Source organism: Nocardioides flavescens, assembly GCF_009823805.1.
In the GTDB taxonomy this organism is placed as follows: Bacteria; Actinomycetota; Actinomycetes; order Propionibacteriales; family Nocardioidaceae; genus Nocardioides; species Nocardioides flavescens.
Genome location: NZ_WUEK01000001.1, coordinates 40,655 through 65,652, shown reverse-complemented (window position 1 = coordinate 65,652; position 24,998 = coordinate 40,655). Strand labels below are relative to the sequence as shown.

The 24,998-nt window shown below is 73.2% G+C and carries 19 protein-coding genes; 11 read left to right on the top strand and 8 right to left on the bottom strand.

The features are described from left to right. Nucleotides 1–121 precede the first annotated feature (121 nt). The 5 genes from GRQ65_RS00325 (at nucleotide 122) to GRQ65_RS00305 (ending at nucleotide 6,051) form a co-directional block, all read left to right on the top strand. On the top strand, nucleotides 122–490 hold the full coding sequence (locus GRQ65_RS00325; protein WP_160874025.1) for a DUF448 domain-containing protein: 369 nt from the start codon (nucleotides 122–124) through the stop codon (nucleotides 488–490). 108 nt (nucleotides 491–598) lie between these two features. Next, nucleotides 599–3,475, top strand: coding sequence for a translation initiation factor IF-2 (infB, locus tag GRQ65_RS23180; RefSeq protein WP_160874023.1), 2,877 nt, complete (start codon nucleotides 599–601; stop codon nucleotides 3,473–3,475). Nucleotides 3,476–3,708: 233 nt separating this feature from the next. Continuing rightward, the gene (gene rbfA, locus GRQ65_RS00315) at nucleotides 3,709–4,236 is read left to right on the top strand and encodes a 30S ribosome-binding factor RbfA (protein ID WP_160874021.1); all 528 of its coding nucleotides are present in this window, start codon (nucleotides 3,709–3,711) and stop codon (nucleotides 4,234–4,236) included. Further along, on the top strand, nucleotides 4,229–5,098 hold the full coding sequence (truB, locus tag GRQ65_RS00310) for a tRNA pseudouridine(55) synthase TruB (RefSeq protein WP_160874019.1): 870 nt from the start codon (nucleotides 4,229–4,231) through the stop codon (nucleotides 5,096–5,098). Before rbfA ends, truB begins: the two co-directional genes overlap by 8 nt. A 20-nt stretch (nucleotides 5,099–5,118) precedes the next feature. Then, the gene (locus GRQ65_RS00305) at nucleotides 5,119–6,051 is read left to right on the top strand and encodes a bifunctional riboflavin kinase/FAD synthetase (protein ID WP_160874017.1); all 933 of its coding nucleotides are present in this window, start codon (nucleotides 5,119–5,121) and stop codon (nucleotides 6,049–6,051) included. A 35-nt stretch (nucleotides 6,052–6,086) separates the two neighbouring features. Here GRQ65_RS00305 and GRQ65_RS00300 read toward each other — a convergent pair whose 3' ends face one another. Then, nucleotides 6,087–8,135 (bottom strand): fructose-specific PTS transporter subunit EIIC, encoded by a 2,049-nt coding sequence (locus GRQ65_RS00300; protein ID WP_160874015.1) that lies wholly within the window; start codon nucleotides 8,133–8,135, stop codon nucleotides 6,087–6,089. Nucleotides 8,136–8,314: 179 nt separating this feature from the next. Between GRQ65_RS00300 and GRQ65_RS00295 the strand changes: the two genes are divergently transcribed. Continuing rightward, nucleotides 8,315–9,388: a hypothetical protein gene (locus GRQ65_RS00295; protein WP_202387020.1), complete on the top strand. Its 1,074-nt coding sequence runs from the start codon at nucleotides 8,315–8,317 to the stop codon at nucleotides 9,386–9,388. Here GRQ65_RS00295 and GRQ65_RS00290 read toward each other — a convergent pair. Both GRQ65_RS00290 and GRQ65_RS00285 read right to left on the bottom strand, forming a co-directional pair. Beyond that, nucleotides 9,345–10,019: a LuxR C-terminal-related transcriptional regulator gene (locus GRQ65_RS00290; RefSeq protein WP_160874013.1), complete on the bottom strand. Its 675-nt coding sequence runs from the start codon at nucleotides 10,017–10,019 to the stop codon at nucleotides 9,345–9,347. The two genes, GRQ65_RS00295 and GRQ65_RS00290, sit on opposite strands and share 44 nt — an antisense overlap. Continuing rightward, nucleotides 9,938–11,128, bottom strand: coding sequence for a sensor domain-containing protein (locus tag GRQ65_RS00285; RefSeq protein WP_202387019.1), 1,191 nt, complete (start codon nucleotides 11,126–11,128; stop codon nucleotides 9,938–9,940). The genes GRQ65_RS00290 and GRQ65_RS00285 overlap by 82 nt, the downstream gene beginning before the upstream one ends. Before the next feature lie 133 nt (nucleotides 11,129–11,261). Here GRQ65_RS00285 and GRQ65_RS00280 point away from each other — a divergent pair, with 133 nt between their 5' ends. Next, a complete protein-coding gene (locus GRQ65_RS00280; protein WP_160874009.1) occupies nucleotides 11,262–13,415 on the top strand; it encodes an MMPL family transporter in 2,154 nt (717 codons plus the stop codon). A 21-nt stretch (nucleotides 13,416–13,436) separates the two neighbouring features. Here GRQ65_RS00280 and GRQ65_RS00275 read toward each other — a convergent pair whose 3' ends face one another. The 3 genes from GRQ65_RS00275 to GRQ65_RS00265 form a co-directional block, all read right to left on the bottom strand. Further along, entirely contained in the window at nucleotides 13,437–13,682 is a 246-nt protein-coding gene (locus GRQ65_RS00275) for an HPr family phosphocarrier protein (RefSeq protein WP_160874007.1), read from the bottom strand. Between the two features lie 75 nt (nucleotides 13,683–13,757). Further along, nucleotides 13,758–14,726, bottom strand: a complete 969-nt coding sequence (locus GRQ65_RS00270) for a 1-phosphofructokinase family hexose kinase (RefSeq protein ID WP_160874005.1) — start codon at nucleotides 14,724–14,726, stop codon at nucleotides 13,758–13,760. A gap of 62 nt (nucleotides 14,727–14,788) precedes the next feature. Next, a complete protein-coding gene (locus tag GRQ65_RS00265) occupies nucleotides 14,789–15,556 on the bottom strand; it encodes a DeoR/GlpR family DNA-binding transcription regulator (protein WP_160874003.1) in 768 nt (255 codons plus the stop codon). Nucleotides 15,557–15,686: 130 nt separating this feature from the next. Here GRQ65_RS00265 and GRQ65_RS00260 point away from each other — a divergent pair, with 130 nt between their 5' ends. Continuing rightward, the gene (locus GRQ65_RS00260) at nucleotides 15,687–17,390 is read left to right on the top strand and encodes a phosphoenolpyruvate--protein phosphotransferase (protein WP_160874001.1); all 1,704 of its coding nucleotides are present in this window, start codon (nucleotides 15,687–15,689) and stop codon (nucleotides 17,388–17,390) included. Nucleotides 17,391–17,555: 165 nt separating this feature from the next. Here the strand turns inward: GRQ65_RS00260 and GRQ65_RS00255 are convergent, their stop codons facing one another. Continuing rightward, nucleotides 17,556–18,614 (bottom strand): zinc-dependent dehydrogenase, encoded by a 1,059-nt coding sequence (locus tag GRQ65_RS00255; protein WP_160873999.1) that lies wholly within the window; start codon nucleotides 18,612–18,614, stop codon nucleotides 17,556–17,558. A 208-nt stretch (nucleotides 18,615–18,822) separates the two neighbouring features. Here GRQ65_RS00255 and GRQ65_RS00250 point away from each other — a divergent pair, with 208 nt between their 5' ends. Next, nucleotides 18,823–20,832, top strand: coding sequence for a PTS mannitol transporter subunit IICBA (locus GRQ65_RS00250; RefSeq protein ID WP_160873997.1), 2,010 nt, complete (start codon nucleotides 18,823–18,825; stop codon nucleotides 20,830–20,832). A gap of 385 nt (nucleotides 20,833–21,217) precedes the next feature. Here GRQ65_RS00250 and GRQ65_RS23660 read toward each other — a convergent pair whose 3' ends face one another. After that, nucleotides 21,218–23,047, bottom strand: a complete 1,830-nt coding sequence (locus GRQ65_RS23660) for a VanW family protein (protein WP_160873995.1) — start codon at nucleotides 23,045–23,047, stop codon at nucleotides 21,218–21,220. A gap of 91 nt (nucleotides 23,048–23,138) precedes the next feature. On the opposite strand from GRQ65_RS23660, the gene GRQ65_RS00240 reads away from it, so the two are divergent. After that, the gene (locus GRQ65_RS00240) at nucleotides 23,139–24,362 is read left to right on the top strand and encodes a molybdopterin-dependent oxidoreductase (protein ID WP_160873993.1); all 1,224 of its coding nucleotides are present in this window, start codon (nucleotides 23,139–23,141) and stop codon (nucleotides 24,360–24,362) included. A 158-nt stretch (nucleotides 24,363–24,520) separates the two neighbouring features. Further along, nucleotides 24,521–24,796 carry a 30S ribosomal protein S15 gene (gene rpsO / locus GRQ65_RS00235; RefSeq protein WP_160873991.1) on the top strand — a complete coding sequence of 92 codons (276 nt, stop codon included), beginning with the start codon at nucleotides 24,521–24,523 and terminating at the stop codon, nucleotides 24,794–24,796. Nucleotides 24,797–24,998 lie beyond the last annotated feature (202 nt).

Below are 24,998 nucleotides of genomic sequence, written 5' to 3'. Positions count from 1 at the left end.
CCGGAACGTCGGTGACTACCGCACGGGGTGGCCCCACGCCGGCCATGAGCCCCTGCCGCGGACAGCGGCCGGGGCCGCCCGGTTCGGGAACAGAGCCGGAGAGCGGTAGAGTTGACCCTCGGTGGCGAGCGAACCGGTCCGGACCTGTGTCGGGTGCCGCGAGCGCGCCGCCAAGCGAGAGCTGGTGCGGGTCACCGTCGGCTCGGACAGTGAGGGCCACCCGGCCGTCGTGCCCGATCCGCGCGGCACCGCACCCGGCCGTGGGGCGCACCTGCACCCCACGACCACGTGCTACGAGCTCGCCGTGCGTCGCAAGGCGTTCGGCCGGGCCCTGCGGTTCACCGGACCGGCAGGACCGGGCGGGCTCACCAGCACGGCAGTGGGCGAGCACGTCGCCCGGCTCGAGTCGGCACGACCCGCAGCACCGCACGACCGGACGTCGCACCACCCCACCGAAGACCGAACAGAAGGCTGGAGCAGCAGCTCATGAGCACTCGATGAGTACTTCCCGATGAGTTTGCACAACCGCTAACGGCTTCGCAGCGCCCCCTGAGCTCCTCCGAGCACGGGACCGGGTCTCGAGGCCAGAAGGAGAATTGTGGCCAAGACCCGAGTTCACGAACTCGCCAAGCAGTACAACGTGGACAGCAAGTTCGTCCTCGAGAAGCTCAAGGAGATGGGCGAGTTCGTCAAGTCGCCCTCCTCGACCGTCGAGCTCCCCGTCGAGATGAGGTTCAAGAAGGAGTACGGCGAGCAGCTCAAGGCTGCCAGCCCCTCCGCCCCGGCCCCCGCCGCGCCCGCGCCCCAGGCGCCCGCTGCGAAGGCCGCCCCCGCTGCTCCGGCTCCGGCCGCCCCTGCCGCCCAGGCACCGGCCGCCCCCGCCGCCTCGGCTCCCGCTCCGGCGGCACCCGCCGCCGCGCAGCCCTCGGCTCCGTCCGCGCCCCGCCCGGGTCCGGCCGCGCCGAAGCCCGGCCCCAAGGCTCCGCCGAAGGCCCAGCCCGCCGCGCCTGCCGCCCCCGCGGCCTCCGCGGCCCCGGCCGCTCCGGCGGCCCCGGCCGCTCCGAAGGCCCCTGAGGCCCCCGGCGGCACCGGAGGCGCGCCGTCCGGCTCGCCGAAGCCCCCGGCCCCGCGTCCCGTCGGTCGCCCCGGTGCCCCGCGTCCGGGCAACAACCCGTTCGCGTCCAGCCAGGGCATGGGCCGTCGTCCCGCCCCGCAGCGTCCCGCCCCCGAGGGCGGCGCCGACGCGGGCACCGGCACCCCGACCGGTGCCGGCGCGGACCGTCCGCCGCGTCCGCCCATGCCGGGCGGTCGCCCGGGCATGCCGCGCCCCAACCCGGCGATGATGCCGAAGTCCCCGGCCGCGTTCGGTCAGGGTCCCGGCGGTCGTCCCGGCCCCGGTGGTCGCGGTCCCGGTGGCGGTCCCGGTCGCCCCGGCGCCCCCGGTCGCGGTGCGCCCGGTCGTCCGGGTGCCGGCGCCGGCGCCCCGGGTCGCCCCGGCGGCTTCGCCGGTCGTCCCGGCGGCGGTCGTGGCCCCGGCCAGCGCGGCACCACGCAGGGTGCGTTCGGTCGCCCCGGCGGCCCCTCGCGTCGCGGTCGCAAGTCGAAGCGGGCACGTCGCCAGGAGTTCGAGGCGATGGAGGCCCCGTCGATCGGCGGCGTGCGCGTCCGCAAGGGCAACGGCGAGACCGTCCGTCTGCCCCGCGGCGCCAGCCTCACCGACTTCGCCGAGCGCATCGGCGTCGACGCGGCCCAGCTCGTGCAGATGCTGTTCAGCCTCGGCGAGATGGTCACGGCGACCGAGTCGGTCAACGACGCGGTGCTCGAGCTGCTCGGTGAGGAGCTCAACTACGTCGTCGAGGTCGTCTCGCCCGAGGACGAGGACCGCGAGCTGCTCGAGTCGTTCAGCATCGACTTCGGTGAGGACGAGGGCGACGAGTCCGACCTCGTCTTCCGTCCGCCGGTCGTGACCGTCATGGGTCACGTCGACCACGGCAAGACCAAGCTCCTCGACGCGATCCGTCAGGCCAACGTCGTGGACAAGGAGGCCGGTGGCATCACGCAGCACATCGGTGCCTACCAGGTCACCGCCGAGGTCGACGACAGCGAGCGCCGGATCACCTTCATCGACACCCCGGGTCACGAGGCGTTCACCGCCATGCGTGCCCGTGGTTCGCAGCAGTCCGACATCGCGGTCCTGGTGGTCGCGGCCGACGACGGCGTCATGCCGCAGACGGTCGAGGCGCTCAACCACGCCAAGGCCGCCGGCGTCCCGATCGTGGTCGCGGTCAACAAGATCGACAAGCCCGACTCCGACCCGACGAAGGTCCGCGGCCAGCTCACGGAGTACGGCCTCGTGCCCGAGGAGTACGGCGGCGACGCGATGTTCGTCGACGTCTCGGCCAAGTCCGAGCTCAACCTCGACAAGCTGCTCGAGGCGATCGTCCTGACCGCCGACGCCTCGCTCGACCTGCGGGCCAACCCCAAGCAGGACGCGCAGGGCATCGTGGTCGAGGCCCACCTCGACCGCGGTCGCGGCCCCGTCGCGACCGTCCTGGTGCAGCGCGGCACGCTGCGGGTCGGCGACTCGATCGTCGCCGGCGCCGGCTACGGCCGCGTGCGGGCGATGCTCGACGAGCACGGCGCCAACATCGACGAGGCCGACCCAGGTCGTCCCGCGATGGTCCTCGGACTCACCGCGGTGCCGGGCGCCGGTCAGACGTTCCTCGCGGTCGAGGACGACCGCATGGCCCGTCAGATCGCCGAGAAGCGCGAGTCGCGCGAGCGTGCCGCCATGCAGGCCAAGCGCCGCGTGCGTCGCACCCTCGAGGACTTCATGGCCTCCATGGAGAAGGGCGAGAGCCAGGAGCTCAACCTCATCCTCAAGGGCGACGTGTCCGGTTCGGTCGAGGCGCTCGAGGACGCCCTGTCCCAGATCGACGTGGGCGACGACGTGGGCATCCGCGTCATCGACCGCGGTGTCGGTGCGATCACCGAGACCAACGTCGACCTGGCCGCGGCCTCCGACGCGATCATCATCGGCTTCAACGTCCGCCCGCAGGGCAAGGCGACGGAGCTGGCCGAGCGCGAGGGTGTGGAGATCCGCTACTACTCGGTGATCTACCAGGCCATCGACGAGATCGAGGCCGCGCTCAAGGGCATGCTCAAGCCGGAGTACGAGGAGTCGACCCTGGGTCAGGCGGAGATCCGTGCGATCTTCCGCTCGTCCAAGATCGGCAACATCGCGGGCTGCATGGTCACCAGCGGCACGATCCGTCGCAACGCCAAGGTGCGCGTCATCCGCGACGGTTCCGTCGTGGCGGACAACCTCGACCTCGCCTCGCTCAAGCGCGAGCGTGACGACGCCAGCGAGGTCCGCGAGGGCTTCGAGTGCGGTCTGGTCCTGCGCAACTTCCAGGACATCCGCGAGGGCGACATCGTCGAGGCCTTCGAGATGCGTGAGATCCCCCGGAGCTGACGCTCCCGCGCCGCAGGCGGCTTCGCCGCCTGCGGCGCACAAGGGCATCGTCCGGCTTCGCCGGGCTGCCCTGCTGTTCCGCCAGACCAAGCTCGCTCCGCTCGCGGTCTGGCGGGCTGGCTGCGCCAGCGCGCGTCAGCCCGTCGACCGCGGGTCCAGTCCCATCCACGGCATGGTGGATCGACCGCACGACATGCGGTGGCTGCCGGCCGCAGGCCAGTAAGGAAGTAGTCATGGCCAGTCCTCGCGTGCGCAAGATCGCCGACCGGATCCAGATCATCGTCGCCGAGATGCTCGAGCGGCGGATCAAGGACCCGCGGCTCGGGTTCGTCACGGTGACCGACGTGCGGGTCTCGGGTGACACCCAGCAGGCCACGATCTTCTACACCGTGCTCGCCGGGGCCAGCGGGCAGGTCTCCGACGAGGAGGCGATGGCCGCCACCGCCGCGGCGCTCGAGTCGGCCAAGGGCCTGCTGCGCTCCGAGGTCGGCAAGCAGCTCGGGATGCGGCACGTCCCGACCCTCGAGTTCGTCCCCGACGCCCTGCCGGAGTCGGCCCGGCACCTCGACGAGGTGCTGGCCAAGGCCCGCGCGCTCGACGAGGAGGTCGCGGCGCGCCGCGGCTCGTCGTACGCCGGCGGGGAGGACCCGTACAAGAAGCCGCGGGTCGCCGACGACGAGGACGAGCTCGACGACGAGGCCGACGACGAGACCGGCGACGAGACCGACGACGACCGGGACGAGTCCCGCCTCGATGGCTGAGCCCGGGCTCGTCGTCGTCGACAAGCCCGGGGGGATGACCTCCCACGACGTGGTGTCCCGGGTGCGGCGCATCGTCGGCACCCGCAAGGTCGGCCACGCCGGCACCCTCGACCCGATGGCGACCGGGGTGCTCGTGCTCGGCGTCGACCGGGCCACCCGGCTGCTCGGCCACCTGATGCTCACCGACAAGGCGTACGCCGCCACCGTGCGGCTCGGCGTCGCGACGACCACCGACGACGCGGAGGGCGAGGTCGTCTCGACCGCGTCCGCAGCCGGTCTCGACGAGGCCGCGGTCCACGCGGCCTTCGCGACCCAGGTCGGCGACCTGCTCCAGGTGCCGACCGCGGTGTCGGCGATCAAGGTCGACGGCAAGCGCGCCTACCAGCGCGTCCGCGACGGCGAGCAGGTCGAGCTCGCGGCGCGGCCGGTCACGGTGCACGCCCTGGACGTGCTCGACGTGCGGGCGGCGGGGGAGTGCGTCGACGTCGACGTCGAGTTGCGCTGCACCAGCGGCACCTACGTCCGGGCGATCGCGCGCGACGTGGGTGCTGCCCTCGGCGTCGGCGGTCACCTCACCGCGCTGCGGCGCACCGCCGTCGGGCCCTACGACCTCCGGGTCGCCCGCACGCTCGAGCAGCTGGCCGAGGACGGCGGCGTCCTGCCGATCGCGACCGCCGCCCGCGCGGCGTTCCCGGCCGTCGACCTCGACGAGGACGCGGCGCGCGACGTGCGGGTCGGGCGCCCTCTCGGCATCGAGATCGACGCGCTGAGCGGTGTCTTCGCTCCTGACGGGGAGTTCCTCGCCCTCTACGAGCCGCGGGAGGGGCGGGCCCGGCCGGTGGCGGTCTTCGTGGGCTCGTAGGCACGTCCTAGGCTCTGTGCGTGCACATCTGGCGGAGCCTGGAGGCGGTGCCCGACGACCTCGGGCGGACCGTCGCGGTGATCGGCAACTTCGACGGCGTGCACCTCGGTCACCGGCGCGTGCTCGGCCGGGCCCGCGAGCTCGCCGACGAGCGCGGCCTGCCGGTCGTGGTGGTCACCTTCGACCCGCACCCGATGGCCGTGCTGCGCCCCGAGCACGCTCCCACCCAGCTCACCACCGTCGAGCGTCGCGCCGAGCTGCTCGGCGACGCCGGGGCCGACCACGTGCTGGCGCTGCCCTTCGACACCGCGATGGCGGCGTGGACGCCCGAGGAGTTCGTCACCCGGGTCCTGGTCGACACCGTGCACGCGGCGGCCGTCGTCGTGGGGGCCAACTTCCGCTTCGGCCGTCGCGCCGCCGGCGACGTCTCGACGCTGCAGGAGCAGGGCGCGCTCCACGACTTCACCGCCGAGGGCATCCCGCTCGACGGCGGCCCCATGGTCTGGTCGTCGACCTACGTCCGCACCTGCCTCGCCGCGGGCGACGTGGCGGGAGCCGCCGAGGCCCTGGGTCGGCCGTACGCCGTGCGCGGGGTGGTCGTCCAGGGCGACCAGCGAGGCCGCGAGCTGGGCTACCCGACGGCCAACGTGCCGACCGACGGCCTGACCGCGGCCCCCTCCGACGGGGTGTACGCCGGGTGGCTGCGTCGGCTCGACACCGGCGAGCGGCTCCCCGCCGCGATCAGCGTGGGCACCAACCCGACCTTCGTCGGCGATCGCTACCGGCGCATCGAGAGCTACGTCCTCGACCGCACCGACCTCGAGCTCTACGGCGTCGAGGTCGAGGTCTCCTTCGTCTCCCGGCTGCGCGGGATGACGGCGTTCGACTCCGTCGACGCGCTGCTGGTGCAGATGGCCGACGACGTGCAGCACGCCCGCGACGCCCTGGCGTAGGCCGGGGCGCCGCGGGCGCGCGGTGAGGGTCGGGCTCAGACGGTGGCGGGGACGACCGCCTCGTCGCTGGAGCGGCCCAGGGACTTGAGGGCGACGACCGCGACGGTGGCGACCAGCACCCCGGCGATCAGCGCGATGAAGAAGCCGAGGATGCCATCGACGGCGAAGAGGACGAAGATGCCGCCGTGCGGGGCCCGCAGCTGCACCCCGAAGGCCTCCGACAGGCCGCCGGTCACGGCGCTGCCGAGCATGATCGCGGGGATGACGCGGAGCGGGTCGGCCGCGGCGAACGGGATCGCGCCCTCGGTGATGAAGGAGGCGCCCAGGGCCCAGCCGGCCTTGCCGTTCTCACGCTCGGGGACGGAGAAGAGCTTGGGCCGCACGACGGTCGCCAGCGCGAGGGCGAGCGGCGGGACCATCCCGGCGAGCATGACCGCGGCCATGATCTTCAGCTGAGGCGCGTCGGTCGCGGTGGCGGCCGACTGCAGGCCGACGGTGGCGAACGCGTAGGCGGTCTTGTTGAGCGGACCGCCCATGTCGAAGGCCATCATCAGGCCGAGGATCACGCCGAGCAGGATGGCCGAACCGCCGCTGAGGCTGTTGAGGCCGTTGGTCAGGGCGTCCGTGAGGGCCTTCAGCGGCTTGCCGAGGACGATGATCATCACGAAGCCGGCGACCAGCGTCGTGACCAGCGGGATCACTAGGACCGGCATCAGCCCGCGCATCCAGGCCGGGACCCCCCAGCCGGCGATCCAGTGGGCGATGACGCCGGCGATGACGCCGCCGACGATGCCGCCGATGAAGCCGGAACCGGTGGTGCCGGCGATGGCGCCCATGACGAAGCCCGGCGCGATGCCGGGGCGGTCCGCGATCGCGTAGGCGATGTAGCCCGCGAGAGCCGGGACCAAGAAGCCGAAGGCCGCTCCGCCGAGCACGAAGAGAAGGACCCCGAGGTAGGCCATGAGGTCGGAGCCGAACAGGGCGTGGTCGAAGCCGAGGGCGCTGGCATCGGGCAGGTTGAAGAGGGAGCTGTCGGTGGCGATGGCCGAGGCGTCCACGCCCGGCAGGGCGATCTCGTAACCAGCCAGGAGGAACCCGAGGGCGATCAGCAGACCGCCCGCCGCGACGAAGGGGATCATGTACGACACGCCGGTCATCAGCACGCGGCGGATGCGGCCGCCCCACGACTCGTTGGCCGAGGAGCCGGCGCTGCTGTCGGCGCTCGCGGTGCCCTCGACGCGCGGGGCGCCGGGGTCGGCGGCGTAGCGCAGCGCCTCGGCGATCATCGCGTCGGCGTCGTCGATGGGTCGCTTGACCCCCGAGGAGACGACCGGCTTGCCGGCGAAGCGGGCGCGATCGCGCACCCCGACGTCGACGGCGAAGATGACGGCGTCGGCCGCGGCGATGGTCGCGGGGGCGAGCGGCTTGGAGCCGGCCGAGCCCTGGGTCTCGACCGCGAGCTCGACGCCGGCCCGGGCGGCAGCGGCCTCGAGCGCCTCGGCCGCCATGTAGGTGTGGGCGATGCCGGTCGGGCACGCGGTGACGGCGACCAGGCGCTGCGCGGAGGCAGTGGCAGGCGCAGCGGCAGGCGCGGCGGCGGGAGCCGCGGCGGGAGCCGCGGCGGGTGCGGGGGACTCGCCGAGCGCCTCGTTGATCCGCTCGACGACCTCGTCGGCGCTCCCGGCGGCGCGCAGCGAGGCGGTGAACTCCGGCTTGACCAGCGAACGGGCGAGCTTGGTCAGGATCTGCAGGTGGGCCTCGCCGCCGCCGTCGGGGGCGGTGATGAGGAAGACCAGGTCGGCGGCGCCGTCCTTGGCGCCGAAGTCGACCGAGGGCTGCAGCCGGGCGAAGGCCAGCGTCGGGTGCGCGACACCGGTGGTGCGGCAGTGGGGGATGGCGATGCCGCCGGGCAGACCGGTGGCCGAGGTGGCCTCGCGGGCGAGCGCGTCGGTGACGATCTGCTCGCGGTTGACGGCCCGGCCGGCTGCGTCGACCGAGGCGGCCAGCGCCCGGATCACCGCTTCCTTGTCCTGGCCGAGCGTCGCGTCCAGCGCGACGAGGTCTCGGTTGATCAGCTCCACCACGGCATGCTCCGGTCTCGAGTGGCCCACGCGGTCATGTGGGATTGTCTTTGTCTGAGTTGTTCTATGCCCGTTTAGGTGGCGGTGTCAAGTACGTCACGCAAACGTTTTCCATTGATCAGGGCTCTCAGGGCGGGCCGGGTGCGGGCTCGTCCGGGGCGGTGGAGCGCTAGCGTTCCGGGGTGCCAGACCACCACCTGCGACCGTCGTCCGGTCCACGCGCGACCGCGTCGTCGAGCGACCAGGCCCGGGCCGAGGAGTGGTTCCTCGACCACGGGCTGACCTACTTCGTGCCGGAGCTGCGCCAGGCGGTGCGCGAGGAGCTGCGCGTGCGGCGTACGGCGCCCGTGCTCGCGGCGGTGCTGGTGCTGGCCCTCGGTGCGGGGGTCGCGATCGCCTGGGCGACCGGCCAGGTGAGCGTGGCGCCCGCGACGCTGGTGTCCCTGGCCCTGCTCGGCGGCGCGGCGTACGCCGTGCGGCGGCTCCACGTGTGGCCGATCCTGCGCTGGGCGCTCGCGCGCACGTTCGGGAGCCTGTTCCGGCTGCTGCCGATGACGACGCGGGCGCTGCCGCTGCTGCTGCTCGCGATCACGTTCCTCTTCGTCAACACCGAGGTCTGGCAGGTCGCTTCCGGGCTGCCGATCGGGCGGCTGTGGCTGGTGGTGGTGATCTTCCTGGTGCTCGGCGTCGCGTTCCTGCTCGTGCGGCTGCCCGAGGAGGTCGACAAGGCCGACGACGACGTCGACGACGACCTGCTGCTCGAGGTGTGCGCCGGCACGCCCGTCGCCGGGGCGTGCCGCGAGCTGGTCGCCGAGGCGGGCGGCGACCCGGCCCGCGACCCGGTGCGGTTCGCCGAGGTGACGGGCTACGAGCGGTGGAACCTCGTGCTCGTCCTGGTCGTGATCCAGGGCGTGCAGGTGCTGCTGCTGACGGTGTCGGTCTTCGCGTTCCTGCTGCTCTTCGGCTCGCTGACCATGACCTCGCACGTCATGGACTCGTGGATCGAGGCCGAGGTCAGCGGCCTCACGCCGCAGCTGGTGAAGGTCTCCCTCTTCCTGGCGGCGTTCTCGGGGCTCTACCTGACCGTCTCGACGGTCACCGACGAGACCTACCGCGACCAGTTCTTCGGCGATGTGATGGCCGAGCTGCGCCGAGCCGTCGGTGTGCGGGCGGTCTACCTCGCGCTGCGGCAGGCGGAACCCGCCGGCGCCGTCACAGCCGGAGGTGAGCCAGCACCGCCTGCACCCGCCGGTTGACCTCGAGGTCGACGGGCAGGTCGAGCTTGGCGAAGATCGCGTTGATGTGCTTCGACACGGCCTTCTCGGTGACCGACAGCGCCGCGGCGATCGAGGCGTTGGAGCGCCCCTCGGCCATCAGGCCGAGCACCTGCCTCTCGCGGTCCGTGAGCCGGTCGAGCGGCTCGTCGCGACGGTGCGCCATGACCGCGGCCACCACCTCGGGATCGAGCACGGTGGCTCCGCCGAGCACCCGGCCCACGCCGTCGACGAACTCGCGGACGTCACCGACGCGGTCCTTGAGCAGGTAGCCCACCGACCCCTCGCCGCTGGCCAGCAGCTCGCGGGCGTAGAGCCGCTCGACGTGCTGGGACAGCACCATGACCGGGAACGCCGGCCGCCGGCGCCGTACGGCGATGGCAGCCCGCAGCCCCTCGTCGGTGCCGGTGGGCGGCATCCGCACGTCGAGGACGGCGCCGTCGACGTCCGGGTCGGCCAGCGCGGTGTCGAGCTCGACGGCGTTGCCGACGGCGTGGACGACGTCGAAGCCCGAGCCCGTGAGCAGCTGGGTCAGGCCGGCTCGCAGGAGGGCGTTGTCCTCGGCGAGGACGAGGCGGGCGCGACGCTCGTCGGACTGGGAACCAGGTCGCACGGCACCTCCAGCGTCACCACGGTCGGCCCCCCGACGGGGCTCGACACGCTCATCGTCCCGTCGAACGCCGCGAGCCGGCGCGCGACCCCCTGCATGCCGGTGCCGGCGGCGGGACTCGCACCGCCTCGCCCGTCGTCGCCGACCACGACGCGCAGCAGCCGGTCGCCGTGCTCGAGGTCGACCCAGGCGGCGCTCGCAGCGGCGTGGCGTGCGGTGTTGGTGAGGCACTCGGCGACCGCGAAGTAGACGGCCGACTCCACCGGCGCCGGCGCGCGACCCGGCAGCGCGCCGTCGACCTCCACGGGCACCGCCATGTCGAGCGCGAGCGCACGGACGGCACCGTCGAGCCCGCGGTCGGCGAGCACCGGTGGGTGGATGCCGCGGACCACCGAGCGGAGGTCGGCCAGGGCGGCCTGCGTCGCCGTCCGTGCCTCCGCCACCGTGCGGCGCGCCGCTGCAGGGTCGTCGTCGAGCTGGGCCTCGGCCAGCCCCAGGCTGATCGAGACCGCGACCAGGCGGGCCTGGGCGCCGTCGTGCAGGTCGCGCTCGAGACGGCGCAGCTCGGCGGCCGAGTGGTCGACCGCCGCGGCGCGGCTGCGGGTCAGGGCGGCCACGCGCCGCTCGAGCCGCTCGGTGCTGCCCGGCGCGAGCAGGGCCTGGTCGACGCGGGCGCGCATCGTCATGAGGGGGCCGGCGCCGAACCACCAGAACCACCCGGTCACGACGCCGAGCAGCAGCAGCGGCACGAGGAGCGAGAGGGCGAACCCGAGGGTCACCGCCCACAGCGACCACACCAGGTCGCGCCAGGTCATCGGGTCGGAGACCAGCGTCCGCAGCCGCACGAGCAGCCCGTCCGACGGCGGGTGCAGGTACGGCGGGGGGAGGGTGACGCCGAGGACCCGCCCCGCGACCCCGCGCTGACGCGAGGCCACGGCCCGCAACCCACGCACGGCCACGACGGCGCAGGGCACTCCGACCCAGATCGCGGCCAGGACGCCGCCGACGACGATGGCCACGAGCAGCAGCACCAGCGGCGCGACGAGCGCGACCTGCTCGACGGCGTACGCCGTCAGCCGCAGCCGGCCCGGTGGCTCCTGCTCCTCGCTCACCGACCCATCCTCACCCACCGCGTCGGCCCGGGGCAGGGGTCCCGACACCACCGGCGGTGGTGGTGCCAGCACCACCACCGCGGGGGTCCCGGCACCCCTGACGGCGTCGAGCGCCGGACCCAGGGTGGAGCACATGACGAACCCCCTCTCCTCCTCGGCCCAGCGCACGGCCCGATGGTGCGCGCTCCACCCCTGGCGGGCGATCCTCGGCTGGGTCGCCCTCGTCGTCGTCGCGGTCGGGCTCGCCGCCACGGTGCCGACCGTCCCGACGACCGACGCCGACCTGCGCACGGGTGAGTCGGGGCGGGCCGATGCCCTGGTCGCCGGCGCAGGGTTCGTCGAGCCGGACACCGAGCTCGTCCTGGTGCGCGGCGGCGACGAGGGCGAGCGGACGGCCGCAGCCAGCAGCCTCGTCACGGGCCTGACCGACCTGCCGTCGGTGCGCGAGGTCGCCGGGCCGCAGTCCGGCGCCGACGGCTCGATCCTCGTCACGGCGACCGTCGGTGCGCAGGAGGACGACGCCGCGGCACTGCAGGCGGTCACGGACCGGGTGCAGCGCGAGTTCTCGGGCCTCGAGATCCGCGAGACCGGTGACCTCAGCCTGGACGCGGCCGTCGACGAGCGCGTCTCCGAGGACCTGGCGTCGTCGGAGACGCTCAGCGTCCCGATCGCGCTCGTGGTCATGCTGCTGGCCTTCGGGGCGCTCATCGCGGCCGGCATCCCCGTCCTGCTCGCCTCGACGTCCGTCGCCACGACCGTCGGGCTGCTCGCCCCGCTGTCGCACCTGGTCCACCTCGACGACACCGTCGCCTCGATCGTGGTCCTCATCGGGATGGCGGTCGGCGTGGACTACTCGCTGTTCTACCTCAAGCGCGAGCGCGAGGAGCGGGCCCGAGGCCTCGCCACCGTCGACGCCGTCGAGGTGGCCGCCCGCACCTCGGGCCACTCGATCCTGGTCTCGGCGGCCGCCGTGGCCTGCTCGATGGCGGGGCTCCTGGTCATGGGCCAGGCGACGTTCACCTCGATGGCGGTCGGCTCCATCCTCGTGGTGGCCGTCGCGGCGCTGGGGTCGGTCACCGTGCTCCCGGCGGTGCTCGTCGCCCTCGGCCGCTGGATCGACCGGCCGCGGGTCCCCCTGCTGCACCGTCTCACCGGCCGGGTGCGGCGCGGCGCGGTCAGCGACCGTCTCGTCGGACCCGTCGTACGGCATCCGCTCGCCGCTCTGCTGTCGGCCGGTGCGGTCGTGGCGCTGCTCTGCGTGCCTGCGCTGGGGATGAGGACCCACTCCGCGGATCTCGAGACGCTGCCCACCTCTATCCCCGAGGTGCAGACCATGCGGGCGGTCTCGGCGGCGTTCCCGTCCGAGGGCGTCACCGCGGAGCTCGTCGTGCGGGCGCCGGCCTCCGAGCGCTCCGCCGTCGCCTCCGCCCTGGCCGACGTCGAGACCGCGGCCGAGGGCACGGCGCTCCTGAGGGCCTCGGGGCTGCCGGTGGAGACCTCGGCCGATGGCCGGACCTCGGTCCTGACCCTGGCGGCGCCGTTCGAGGCGTCCGACGACCGGGTCGAGGCCGCCCTCGACCGGCTGCGCGGCACGATCGCGCCGCAGGCGCTCGACCGCATCCCGGGCGCGGAGTACGCCGTGGGCGGGGACGCTGCCGAGTCGCTCGACTTCGCGCACCGACAGCAGCAGCGCCTGCCGCTCGTGATCGGGCTGGTGCTGCTCCTGACCCTGCTCGTCATGGGTACGACGTTCCGCAGCGTGCCCCTCGCGCTGCTCTCGGCGGCGCTCAACCTCGGCTCGGTCGGTGCGGCGTTCGGCGTGATGACCCTGGTCTTCCAGCACGGCTGGGGAGCCGGGCTGCTCGACGCGCAGGGTCCGGGCTTCCTCATCGACTGGGTGCCGCTCGTGGTGCTGGTGCTGCTCGTCGGCCTGTCGATGGACTACCACGTCTTCGTGGTGAGCCGGATCCACGAGCACGTCCGAAGCGGGGTGCCGACCCGGATCGCCGTGCGGCGCGGGGTCACCGAGACCGCGGGGGTCGTGACGAGCGCTGCCGCCGTGATGGTCGCGGTGTTCGCGATCTTCGCGACCCTGTCGATGCTCGAGATGAAGATGATGGGTGTGGCGCTGTCGGCCGCGGTGCTCCTCGACGCCACGCTCGTGCGGCTGGTGCTGCTGCCGGCCGTCCTGTGCCTGCTGGGCGACCGGGCGTGGTGGCCGGCCCCACGCCCCACGCCCCGCGGCGAGCGGGTCGTGGAGCGCGAGCCGGCGTACGCCCAGGGGTGACTCGCCCCGTCCGGCCTCGTGCTACTCGGCGTCGAGGTCGCGCTCGACGAGGGCCACGATCGCGTCGACGTCGCTCTGCTCGTCGCCGGCCACCTCGACGGTGTCGCCCTTCTTCGCGCCCAGGGTCATGATCATGAGCGAGGACGAGGCGTCGACGCCGTTGATGGTGACCGAGCCGGACAGGCCCTCGGCGGCCTCGGCGATGATCGCGGCGGGGCGGGCGTGCAGGCCGACGGCCGAGCCGACGGTGGCGGACGTGCTGGGCATGGGTGCTCCTGTCTCGGTGGTGGTCTCGGTGAGGCGAGGCTCGATGGCGAACCTACGCGACCGGCGGGTGCGTGGTCAGGAGTGCGCGAGCGCGGCGACGGAGACGCGCTCGGGGTGGACGTCGGCGGGCGTGGGGATCGTGGTCCCGGGCAGGCCTGCGGCCGCGCTGCCGTAGGCGACCGCGAGGGCCAGCCGCTCCGCGGGCGGCAGCCCGCGCAGGTCGCCCAGGAGGTAGCCGAACAGGCTCGAGTCACCGGCGCCCACGGTGCTCACCACGGTGGTCGGCGGGGGAGTGGCGAGCCAGGCGCCGTCGCGGGTCACGAGCAGGGCGCCCTTGCCGCCGAGCGTCGCGAGGACCGCGCCGACCCCGCGCTCCACCAGCGTGCGGGCGGCGTCGGCCGCACGGACCGGGTCGGCCTCGAGCGCGTCGGCGTCCGCACCGGTGATCTGCGCGAGCTCCTCGGCGTTGGGCTTGAGCAGGTCGGGCGCGTCGGCCGGGAGCCCCGCCACGAGGGCGGCCAGCGGCGCGTCGCTCGTGTCGATGGCGACCTTGGCCGACGCCCGCAGCGCGGGCACGAGCTCGGCGTAGAAGGTCGCCGGGGCCGCGGGAGGCAGCGAGCCCGCCAGCACCACCCACGAGCCGTCGCGGGCCGCCTCGACCAGTCGGGACGCCAGCGCGTCGAGGTGCTCGGCCGAGACCGCGGCGCCGGGGCTGTTGAGCTTGGTGGTCGTCCCGTCGGGCTCGGTGAGCGTGAGGTTGACCCGGATCTCGCCGGCAGGCGGGGCCGGTCGGCACTCGATGCCGGCGGCCTCGAGCTCGTGGACGAACGGGTCGTGCGGCTCGGCCGGCAGCACGGCGAGCGTGGCCAGCCCCGCGCTCACCGCGGCCCGAGAGATGTTGACCCCCTTGCCGCCCGCCTGCGACGTGGTCGAGGCGACGCGGTGCACCGCGCCCCGCTCCAGCCGCCCCGGCAGGGAGACCGTGCGGTCGTGGCTGGGGTTGGCGGTGAGCGTGACGATCGGACCGGGCCGGTCGTCGGTCATCGGTGCCTCCAGGGGGTTCGGGGTGGTGGGACTCGGGGTCAGGGTCGGGCTCGGGCGGGTGCTCAGACGCAGATGACGTCGAGGCCGGCGGCCTCGAGACCGCGGGCGTCGGCCGGGTCGATCGCGTCGTCGGTGATCAGCACGTCGACGTCCTCCGCGGCCGCGAAGCGGATGGTCCGCTCCTGGCCGACCTTGCTGGCGTCGGCGAGCGTGATGACGCGCTGGGCGCTGGCGACCACCGCTCGCTTGACCGCCGCCTCCTCCGGGTCGGGGGTGGAGAGGCCGTGCTCGACGGTGATGCCGTTGGTGCCGACGAAGGCGAGGTCGGCCCGGAACTGGCGGATCGCGTCGACCGTCGCCGTGCCGACAGCGGCCTGGGTGGCCGGGCGCACGCGCCCCGGGAGCAGGTGCAGCTCGACGTGGGGGAGCGGCGCGAGGAGGGCGGCGACCGGGACGGCGTGGGTGATGACCGTCCAGCGCTCGGTGGTCGGCAGCAGCCCGGCCAGGCGCACCGTCGTGCTGCCGGCGTCGAGCAGCAGCGTCGCACCGCCCTCGGGGAGCAGGGCGACCGCGGCGCGCGCGATCCGGTCCTTCTCGTCGGAGGCCTCCACGACGCGGTCGGCGAGCTGGGCCTCCACGACGGTGACCGAGCGCATGGAGACCGCGCCACCGTGCACGCGGCGAAGCAGCTTGAGGCGCTCGAGCTGGGACAGGTCGCGGCGCACGGTCTCGGTCGTCACGTCGAACTGCGAGGCCAGCTCGGTCACCGCGACCCGGCCGCGGTGGGCGACCAGCTCCGCGATCGCCTGGTGACGCTCCTCGGCGTACATGGCAGGCTCCTGTCTCGCAGCACCGCCGTCCGCAGCACCGTCGTCGGCGGCGTGGGCCGCGATCTGTGATTCTGTTGTTTTAGCCCCGGATGTGTTGACTGTCAAGGCCCTGGTGGTCTTTCATGTGGTCATGGTCACCTCGCAGTCGCCCGCCGTCAGCGCCGTCCTGCAGGGCACGCCCGTCGTCCCCGGGCTGGCCTTCGGGCCGGTCGTGCGGGTGACACAGGAGATCGCGCCGGCTGCCATCGAGGCCTACGGCGACGGTGGCCACGCCGACACCGACGCCGCGCTGGCGGCGTACGACGCGGCGGTGGACAAGGTCGCGACCGGCTTCGCCGCGAAGGCGGAGCGGGCGAGCGGTGCGGCCACCCAGGTGCTGACCGCGAGCGCGGGCCTGACCCGCGACAAGGGGCTGCGCGGTGCCGTGTCGACCCGGCTGTCGGCCGGTGAGCCGCTGCTCGACGCCGTCGGGGGTGCGGTCGCGCAGTTCGTCGACGTGTTCAGCGCGATGGGCGGGCTGATGGCCGAGCGCGCCACCGACCTGCGCGACATCGAGCGGCGCCTGGTCGCGCGTCTCGTCGGCGAGCCAGAGCCGGGCGTCGAGGTGCCGAGCGAGGCCTCCGTGCTCGTCGCCACCGACCTCGCGCCGGCCGACACCGCCGGACTCGACCCGGCGCTCGTCGTCGGCCTCGTCACCGAGCGCGGCGGGCCGACCAGCCACACCGCGATCATCGCCCGCCAGCTCGGCATCCCGTGCGTGGTCGGGGTCGCCGGCGCGCTCACCCTGACCACCGGCACGCCAGTGCTCGTCGACGGAGCCACCGGCACCGTCGACGCCGAGGTCGACGCCGACGACGCGACGTCCCGCGTCGAGGCCGACCGCGCCTCGCGGGCGCTCGCCGACGCCTGGACCGGGCCCGCACAGACCGCCGACGGCACCCGGGTCACCGTGATGGCCAACGTCGCCGACGCCGAGTCGGCCCGCAACGCTGCCACGGCCCCGGTCGAGGGCGTCGGACTGTTCCGCACCGAGCTGTGCTTCCTGGACCGCAAGGAGGAGCCGTCGGCGCAGGAGCAGGGCGACATCTACGCCGGCGTGCTGGAGCCGTTCAAGGCGCAGGGGCCCGACGTCCACGTCGTCGTGCGCACCCTCGACGCCGGCTCCGACAAGCCGGTCGCCTTCGCGACGCTCGAGGACGAGGAGAACCCCGCTCTCGGCGTGCGCGGCCTGCGCCTGGCCATCAGCAATCCCGAGCTGCTCGAGCGCCAGCTCGACGGCATCGCGATCGCCGCCGAGCGCACCGGCGTCGACACCTGGGTGATGGCACCCATGGTCGCCACTGTCGCCGAGGCGGCCGACTTCGCCGAGCGCGTGCGCAGCCGCGGCCTCAAGCCCGGGGTCATGATCGAGGTGCCGAGCGCGGCGCTCCTGGCCAGCCGGATGCTCGAGGTCGTCGACTTCCTCAGCATCGGCACCAACGACCTCACGCAGTACGTCATGGCCGCCGACCGGCTCGCCACCGACCTCGCCCACCTCACCGACCCCTGGCAGCCGGCCGTGCTGCACATGGTCGCCATCACCGCCGAGGCGGGCCGCCGCGCCCGCAAGCCCGTCGGCGTCTGCGGCGAGGCCGCTGCCGACCCGCTGCTCGCCGTCGCCCTCGTCGGCATGGGTGTGACGTCGCTGTCGATGGCCCCGGCCGCCGTGCGAGCCGTCGGTGCCCAGCTGTCCCAGGTCAACATGACCACCGCCGAGAAGGCCGCGGAGGCCGCGCTCTCCGCCTCCGACCCGATGGCCGGGCGCGACGCCGTCCGCGCGGTGCTCGAGGGCTGACGTACGCCGACCCGGCGCGAAGTGCTGTCGGGAATGCGCCGACCCGGCGCGGGCTGCTGTCGGGAATGCGCCGACCCGGCGCGGGCTGCTGTCGGAAATGCGCCGACCCGGCGCGAACTGCTGTTCGCGCCGGGTCGGCGTCGTGTCGTACGGCGGGGGAGCCGGTCAGGGCTCGACGGTCACCTTGATCGCCTCGCCGTTCTTGACGATGGAGAAGGCGTCCATGACGTCGTCGAGGGGGATGTGGCGGGTGATCAGGTCCTTGACCGGCACCTGCCCGGTGGAGATGTACTCCAGGGCGCGCTTGTTGTGCTCCGGCGCCGAGCCGTTGGCGCCGTGGATGTGCAGCTGGCGGTAGTGCACGACGTTGGAGTCGCAGGTGATGGTCGGGTCGTTCTTGGGCAGGCCGCCGAAGAACGAGATGCGGCCGTTGCGCGCGGCCATCGCGATGGCCTGCTCCTGGGTGACGTTGGCGGCGGTCGCGGTGATGATGACGTCGGCGCCGCGGCCGTCGGTCAGCTCCATGACCCGCTCGACGACGTCGACCTGCGAGCCGTCGATGGTCTCGTCGGGCTGCACGGCGTCGGCCGACATCTTGAGGCGCTCGGCGTTGACGTCGACGAGGTAGACGGGGCCGGCCTCGTGCACGCCGCGGGCGATGCGGATGTGCATGCAGCCGATCGGGCCGGCGCCGAAGACGACGACGGTGTCGCCGGGCTCGATGCCGAGCAGCTCCTGTGCGTTGATCGCGCACGCGAACGGCTCGGCGGCGCTCGCCTCGTCGTAGCCGACGTTGTCGGGGATGCGGTTGAGGCCGTCGACCTTCAGCACCTGCTGCGGCACGATCATGTACTCGGCGAAGCCGCCGTCGTACTGGTAGCCGACCGAGGTCTGGTTCTGGCAGACCGCCATCCAGCCCTTGCGGCACTCGTGGCACTCACCGCACGGGACGGCGGCGATGACCTGGGCCCGGTCGCCGACCTTCCACTCGCTGCCGTACGTCGCGTTGACGTCGGCGCCGACCTCGACGACCTCGCCGGCGATCTCGTGGCCGATGGTCCGCGGCGGCGTGAGGTTCTGGTGACCGTTGTGGAAGATCTTGACGTCCGTGCCGCAGGTCGAGCAGTTCTTGACGCGCAGCTTGACCTCGCCGGGCCCGCACGTCGGCTCCTCCACCTCCTCGAGTCGTACGTCCTCGGGGGCGTAGAAGCGCAGTGCCTTCATGGGGAGGTTCCTCTCGAGCGATGTGACGAGCGATGCGACCCGCGATGTGACCAGGGTCTCTGCGACCGACGCTATCGATGCGTTCCAGAAAAAGCCACATCATCGGGCAGAAAAACAACTCCGGATGCTTGGCAACGTGCCCGATTCGTTGCAGACTGACCGACACGGACCGTGACGGGGGTCACGTCCCGAGACCGAGAGGAACCTCATGGCAACCACTGCCACCACGCCGGGCGCCGCTCCGGGTGCGTCCACGGGCGGGGCCCGGCTGCGCGTGCAGCAGTTCGGCACCTTCCTGTCCAACATGGTGCTGCCCAACATCGGCGCCTTCATCGCCTGGGGCCTGATCACGGCGCTGTTCATCCAGACCGGGTGGATCGCGACCATCGGCAAGGCCTTCGGCTACGACCCGGCCGACGGCTACATGTACGGCTTCGTCGGCAAGCTCGGTGACTGGGACGGCTCCGGCGACGGGATCGTCGGGCCGATGATCACCTACCTGCTGCCGCTGCTCATCGGCTACACCGGCGGCCGGATGATGTACAACGACAACATCCGCGGCGGCGTCGTCGGCGCGATCGCGACCATGGGCGCCATCGCCGGCGCCAGCGTCCCGATGTTCCTCGGCGCGATGATCATGGGCCCGCTCGGCGGCTGGACCATGAAGAAGCTCGACGCCGTCTGGTCGCACAAGATCCGCCCGGGCTTCGAGATGCTCGTCAACAACTTCTCCGCTGGCATCTGGGGCGGGATCCTGGCCGTCTTCGGCTTCGTGCTCGCCGGCCCGTTCGTCAGCGGGTTCAGCCGGATCGCCGGCGACGTCGTCGACACCCTCGTCAACAACAACCTGCTGCCGCTGACCTCGATCTTCATCGAGCCGGCGAAGATCCTCTTCCTGAACAACGCCATCAACCAGGGCATCCTGACCCCGCTCGGCACCACCGAGGCGACCGAGAAGGGTCAGTCGATCCTGTTCCTCCTCGAGGCCAACCCCGGCCCCGGCCTCGGTCTGCTGCTGGCCTTCATGCTGTTCGGCAAGGGTGTCGCCAAGGCCTCCGCGCCCGGCGCGATCCTGATCCAGTTCATCGGCGGCATCCACGAGATCTACTTCCCGTACGTCCTGATGAAGCCCAAGCTCGTCATCGCCGTGATCCTCGGCGGCATGACCGGCGTGGCCACCAACGTCGCCTTCGGCTCGGGCCTCCGTTCCCCGGCCTCGCCCGGCTCGATCATCGCCGTCTGGGCGGCCGTGCCCGGCAGCAGTTTCGTCGGCGTCACGCTGTCGGTGATCTTCTCCGCGGCGGTCTCGTGCGCCGTGGCGTCGTTCCTGCTGAAGATCGACAAGACCCCCGAGGGCGACCTCGCGTCCGCCACCGCCGGCATGGAGGCCATGAAGGGCAAGCGCTCCTCGGTCGCCTCGGCGCTGACCGGTGGCTCGAACGGCGCCGCCCCCCAGCAGATCCGCTCGATCGTCTTCGCCTGCGACGCCGGCATGGGCTCCTCCGCGATGGGCGCCTCGGTGCTGCGCAAGAAGATCCAGGCCGCCGGCCACGGCGACGTCACGGTGGTCAACAAGGCCATCTCCAACCTCGGTGACGACTACGACCTCGTGGTCACCCACCAGGACCTCACCGCCCGCGCCCAGCAGCGCACGCCGTCGGCCCTGCACGTCTCGGTCGACAACTTCATGGCGAGCCCGCGCTACGACGAGATCGTCGAGATGCTCGACCAGACCTCGGCGCCGTCCGGGGCCGCGGGCGCCGCCGCGGACGACGCGGTCGTCTCCGGCGACGTGCTGAGCACCCGCTCGATCCGCCTCGGGGGCGCCTCGCGCACCCGTGACCAGGCGATCGACGAGGCCGGCCAGTTGCTCGTCGAGGCCGGCGCCGTCGACGCGTCGTACGTCGCCGCGATGCACGAGCGGGAGCGCTCGGTCTCGACCCACATGGGCAACGGCCTCGCCATCCCGCACGGCACCAACGAGGCGAAGCCGTCGATCCGTCGTACGGCGATCTCGTTCGTCCGCTACGACGAGCCGGTCGACTGGAACGGCAAGCCCGCGGAGTTCGTCATCGGCATCGCCGGTGCCGGCAGCGACCACCTCGCCCTGCTGGCCAAGATCGCCGAGACGTTCACCGACCCGGCGAGCGTCGAGCGGCTGCGCACCGCGCAGAGCGCCGACGAGGTCCTCCGGGTCCTCGACGGGGTGCGCGTCTAGTCAGCGCACGGAGACAGGGGACGGCACGAGCCGGGGCGACCAGCCCCGGCTCGTGCCGTTCGCGCGACCCGTCTCTTCGTGCACGCCGCAGGACGCCGACCCGTCTCTTCGTGCACGCCGCAGGACGCCGACCCGTCTCTTCGTGCACGCCGCAGGACGCCGACCCGTCTCTTCGTGCACGCCGAGTGCCCGCCCATCGTGCACGAAGAGACGGGTCGGCGTACGTCCAGGAGCACTGTGCGCCGGGTCGGCGTACGGACAGCAGCACTGTGCGCCGGGTCGGCGTACGGACAGCAGCACTGTGCGCCGGGTCGGCGTACGGACAGCAGCACTGTGCGCCGGGTCGGCGTACGGACAGCAGCACTGTGCGCCGGGTCGGCGTACGTCAGTCCTCGGCGTTGCCGCCGGTGCCGCCGCTTCCGTTGCCGCCCTCGCCGTTGCCGCTGTCGTCGAGGGAGCCTGGTGGGCGGCAGATGACCGTGTCGGAGGGGGTGTAGGTCGTCTTCATCGTCTCGGTGCGCTCGAGGACGTCGGAGTCGGCCTTGCGCCAGTAGCGCACGACGTCGATGTCGAAGCCGCCGTAGCCGGTGTTGGGGTAGCAGTCGGGGGTGTCGAGGATGCGGGTCGCCGGCGAGGTGAGGTTGTAGCGCGGGCCGGTGTCGGAGGTGATGTCCCAGTACTTCGTGGAGTAGAGCGAGACGGTCGCCTCGCCCTGCGAGCTCGGGGTGCTGGGCTCGACGACGGCCTGCACCAGGACGCCGTACGGCGTGTCGTTGCGCCACTGGAGGTCGACGACCGGCCAGGCGACGGTGGCCTCGCGGCCGACGGGGTAGCGGTCGATGTAGAAGGAGTGCGGCTTGTGCTCGACGTCGGTCATGCCGCCGAAGAAGGCGGCGTTGAAGACGGTGGTGGCCATCTGCGAGACCCCGCCGCCGAGGTCCTCCTTGAAGATGCCGTCGCTGATGATGAACCCCTCGGTGAAGCCGTTCTCGGCGGTGCGCTCGCCGACGGTCCCGTTGAGGGAGAAGGTCTCGCCGGGGGCGACGAGGGTGCCGTCGACGAGCTCGCCGGCGCGGCCGATGTTGACGTTGCGGTACTCCGCGTAGGGGAAGTACGTCGTGAACGACGAGATCCGCTCGGTGATGCCGAGCGCCTCGGCCTCGGCGGTGGTGAACTCCGGCTCGACGACCGCGGCGGCGACGTCGAGGGTGCGCTCGCCCTCGGGGGCGACGACGAGGTCGAGGAACGCCTCGTCCACCTGCTGGCGGTCGTAGCTGACCCCGGGCTTGCCGGGCACGACCTGCGGCTTGCCGCGCACGAGCGTCACCGAGGCGTCCACGGGTGCCTCGCCGTCGGAGGCGACCAGCGTGTCGAGCAGTGAGTGCAGGGCGCGGGGCCGCAGCTGCGGGACGAGGTCGCCGCCCTCGGGCTCGAGCACGAGGGCGCGGGCGTACTCCGTGGGCTCGAGGGTGACCTCCGAGCCCTGGAAGCTGATGGTCACCGGCCCCGAGAGGGCCGGGTCGGCGAACTCCTCGACCGCCCGGTCGACCGCGTCCTGGTCGATCGCGGGGGCGACGTCGACGAGGGGCAGCCGGACCTCCGTCTCAGCGGGGTACGCCGCCACGAGGGCCTCGCGCGCACCGTCGGCGTCGAGGCCGGTGCCGGGCTCGGCGTCGGTCGCGCGCACGCCCTTGCGGGTCAGGCGGACCGCGCCCTCGACGGGCTCGGTCGCGACCTCGTCGTCGATCCGGGACAGCAGGCCGTCGAGGGTCTCGTCGTCGACGTCGACCACCGCGTCGACGTCGGCGCCGCCGGTGAGCCGGCCCCACAGGCCGGCGGGCGACCAGCGGGAGCCGCCGGCGACCTGGGCGACGGATGCGCCGGGGTCGAGGGAGAGCCCGGCGTCGGCGGGGGCGACCTGCCGCTCGAACGCCGCGGACCCGGCACCGGCGACGACGTCGAGCGGCCGGTCGGCACGCTCGGCGAGCCGGTCCTCCAGCCGCTCCTCGGCCTCGTCGCGGGTCAGCCCGCCCACGGCGACCCCGGCGACCGACGAGCCGCGGGGCAGCGTGTCGCCGACGAGGAGGACCGCGGCGGCGTACCCGGCGAGCAGCAGCACCCCGGTGCCACCGAGCAGGCCCCACCACAGGCGTCGACGCGGCCGGGCCGCGGGCGCCTCGGGGGTCGACGGCGTGTCGCTGGACTCCTCGCTCACGCGTGCAGCGTACGGTGCCCCACCCCCGGTGGGCCGATCTCGGGAGCCGTTACCGACAATCACGAGCGACTTACTGGTCTATGCTGGCCCGATGCCCCACGTCTCGCGCCGTGCCGCCGTCACCGCCCTCCCCGCCGGAGCCGCCACCCTCGCGGGCGCCGGCCTCCTCGGTGCGGGGTCGCCCGCCGCGGCGGCGTACCCCGCCATCCTGAAGCCGACCCCGGCGGACCGCTTCGTCGACTTCGGCACCAACGCCGAGATGCGCTGGGACTCGGTCGACCCGCGCCGCTACCTCACCCGGCAGGGCCGCCTCTTCGTGCGCAACCACACCTCCACCCCGGTCATCGACCGGGGCAGCTGGCGGCTGCGGGTCTTCGGCGACGGTCTCGCGACCGCCCGCCCGGCCACCGACCCGCTGACCCTGAGCTGGCGCGACCTGCGCCGGCTGCCCCGCACCACCGTGCTGAGCGTGCACGAGTGCACCGGCAACGGGCGCAGCTTCTTCGGCACCCAGCAGGCCACGCCGGCGCCCGGCACGCAGTGGACCCTCGGCGCCGTCGGCACCGTCGCGTGGGAGGGCGTGCGGCTGCGCGACCTGTTCGCCGAGCTCGGGATCGCCGAGGACGCCGTCTCGGTGCAGGCGACCGGCCTCGACCCCTCCTACGTCAGCGGGGGAGTCGACTACGGCCCGGTCCGCCGCCCGTTCCCGGTGAGCAAGGCGCTGCGCGACGCGGTCCTCGCGTGGGGCGCCAACGGCGACGACCTGCTGCCCGACCACGGCTACCCGCTGCGGCTCGTGCTGCCCGGCTGGGTCGGCATCGCCTCGATCAAGTGGCTCGGCTCGCTGGAGGTCTCGCGCAGCGTGCTGACCTCGCCGTGGAACACGAAGTGGTACCGCATGACCGGGCCGTCGTACGCCGCGGACGAGGCGCCGCTGACGGTCAACCCGGTGCGCTCGGCGTGGGAGCTCTCCGCGGGCGCCCGGCTGCGTGCCGGGCGGTCGCACACCCTGACCGGTCGCGCGTGGAGCGGCGCGGCACCGATCGCGAAGGTGCAGGTCAGCACGGACGGCGGCGAGACCTGGGAGCGCGCCGAGCTGCGCGACGAGACGCGGGCCGTCGCGGCCACCGGTGCGGTGCGCGGGCACGGCTGGACGCGCTTCTCCCACACCTGGGACCGTCCGCGCCGCGGCGCGCACGTGCTGATGGCGCGCGCGACCGACGCCGACGGGCGACGCCAGCCGCTCACCTCGCCGTACAACGACCAGGGATACTTCTTCGACGCCGTCGTGAGGCACCCGGTCACCGTCCGCTGAGGCCGACCGGTCAGCAGCGGTCAGCAGCAGCGTCGTTTGGGTGCTCCCGCGCCTCGCTGATAACCTCCACAGGTTGCCGTCCAACGGCCGCGGATCGTAGAGCCCGGGTGAACAGGCCCCGGCGCGCCGCGCAACGAGCGAAACCAGAGGGAGCCCGCATGTCCGTCGGAACCGACGCGGAGACCAAGAAGAAGATCATCGCCGAGTACGCCACGACTGAGGGCGACACCGGTTCGCCCGAGGTGCAGATCGCGCTGCTCAGCCACCGCATCGCCCACCTCACCGAGCACCTGAAGACGCACAAGCACGACCACCACAGCCGGCGCGGCCTGCTGCTGCTGGTCGGCCAGCGCCGCCGGCTGCTCAACTACCTGAGCAAGACCGAGATCGAGCGCTACCGCTCGATCATCGAGCGACTCGGCCTGCGCCGATAGCACCCCGCGAGGACCCGCCCCGGCGGGTCCTCGCTTCATTTCTGGCTTCATTTCGGCGCTGGGGACTCCAGCGCTAGATTGCACCCGTACCACCCCACAGGAGCGACCCGCCGTTCCGGCTCGGTCCTCGGTAGTGGCTCTCAGGAGCGCCGGACCCCGGCGCGGCTGCGGGCCTCGATCGAAGACCGGCACTCATCTCGCG